The sequence below is a fragment of the Psychrobacillus sp. MER TA 171 genome, from assembly GCF_023713305.1.
Classification (GTDB): Bacteria; Bacillota; Bacilli; order Bacillales_A; family Planococcaceae; genus Psychrobacillus.
The window spans coordinates 1-1,705 of record NZ_JAMAWN010000047.1; the positions used below are offsets into that span (position 1 = coordinate 1).

Sequence of the window (1,705 nt, forward strand, 5' to 3'; positions counted from 1 at the left end):
CCCGGCAAGCCTTCTCCCTCGCTGCGCTCAGTCCGGGTGCTCGCCGTGGCCGCTAATCCCCTAGGAGTCACCGCTCTGCACTCCAATCCAATCCACTTTTCTACCTGTTATAGAATTTTTTAAAATGTACTCAGACCGAAAAATTATTTTCTTGCTATACTAAAGAAAAGTAAATGCAGGGGTGCTCACAATGATTTCAAACCAAGAAACGCTGAACTTAAGTCCATACATGGCGTTATATGATTTAATAATTCCAAAAGACAATATGCTTCGTCAAATCAATGAACTTGTTGATTTTTCGTTTATTTTAGAAGAACTTCAATCAAAATATTGTTTGGATCATGGTCGTAAAGCGATTTCACCCATTCGTATGTTTAAGTATTTATTATTAAAAGCAATTCATGATGTGTCCGATGTGGATTTAGTGGAACGTTCAAAATATGATATGTCATTTAAATACTTCTTAGGAATGGCTCCAGAGGATGAGGTCATTGAACCAAGTTCACTTACAAAATTTCGTCGACTTCGTTTACAAGATGTAGATTTGTTAGATATGTTAATTGGGAAAACCGTTGAAATCGCACTTGAAAAAGAAATCATCAAAAGTAAAACAATCATTGTGGACGCAACGCATACGAAAGCACGTTACAATCAAAAATCGCCCAAAGAATTCTTACAAGAAAAATCAAAGAATGCCCGAAAAGCGGTCTATAAAATAGATGAATCTATGAAAGAGAAGTTTCCAGAAAAACCGACTTCTAACGAAGTGTCAGATGAAGTGACTTACTGTAAAAAAGTCATTGAAGTGATAGAGAAAGAGCCACAAATAGCGCAAGTGCCTGCCGTGAAAGAACGTTTAAATACATTAAAAGAAATCGTAGAAGACACACTATTTCATCTGAATTATTCAAGCGATACCGATGCACGTGTCGGACATAAATCAGCAGATACATCTTTCTTTGGTTATAAAACTCATATAGCGATGAGCGATGAACGAATTATTACAGCAGCGATTGTAACAACTGGTGAACAAGGTGATGGACAACATTTAATAGATTTAATTGAAAAAAGCCAACGTACAGGTATGAAAATAGAGAAGGTGCTTGGAGATACAGCATATTCTAGTAAAGACAATTTAATATATACCAAGACAAATAAGGTCCAACTCATTTCAAAATTACATCCGCTGATTACAAATGGCCACCGTAGAAAAGAAGATTTATTTGAATTTAATAAAGACGCTAATTTATATGTTTGTCCAGCGGGTCATTTAGCAAAAGGAAAAACTATAAAAAAAAGAAATACAGATGACAACCGTAACCCTCAAATCAAATATAATTTTGATGTTGAAAAATGTAAAATATGCCCTTTCAGAGTTGGGTGTTACAAAGAAGGATCGAAATCTAAAACATATTGTGTCACAATCAAATCGACAGAGCACCTTGAACAAGAGGCATTTCAGAATACCGAAGAATTTAAACAGCTTGCCAAAGAGCGATATAAAATCGAGGCAAAGAATAGTGAATTAAAGAGTGGACACGGCTACGATACAGCGATTAGCACGGGTCTTTTTGGCATGGAAATACAAGGAGCCACAACCATATTTGCGGTCAACTTGAAGCGAATCCTAAAGTTACTTAACGAATGAGAGCAAGAATAAGGCAATGAAAAAGGGTATTTTCTGTTCAGTTTGAACAAAAAGTAC

Annotated in this window: 1 protein-coding gene; it reads left to right on the forward strand. The window is 36.0% G+C overall.

Features of this window, described 5'->3' with window-relative positions:
• Nucleotides 1–190: 190 nt before the first annotated feature.
• Nucleotides 191–1,648, forward strand: coding sequence for an IS1182 family transposase (locus tag M3627_RS20305; protein ID WP_251557258.1), 1,458 nt, complete (start codon nucleotides 191–193; stop codon nucleotides 1,646–1,648).
• Nucleotides 1,649–1,705: the final 57 nt, after the last annotated feature.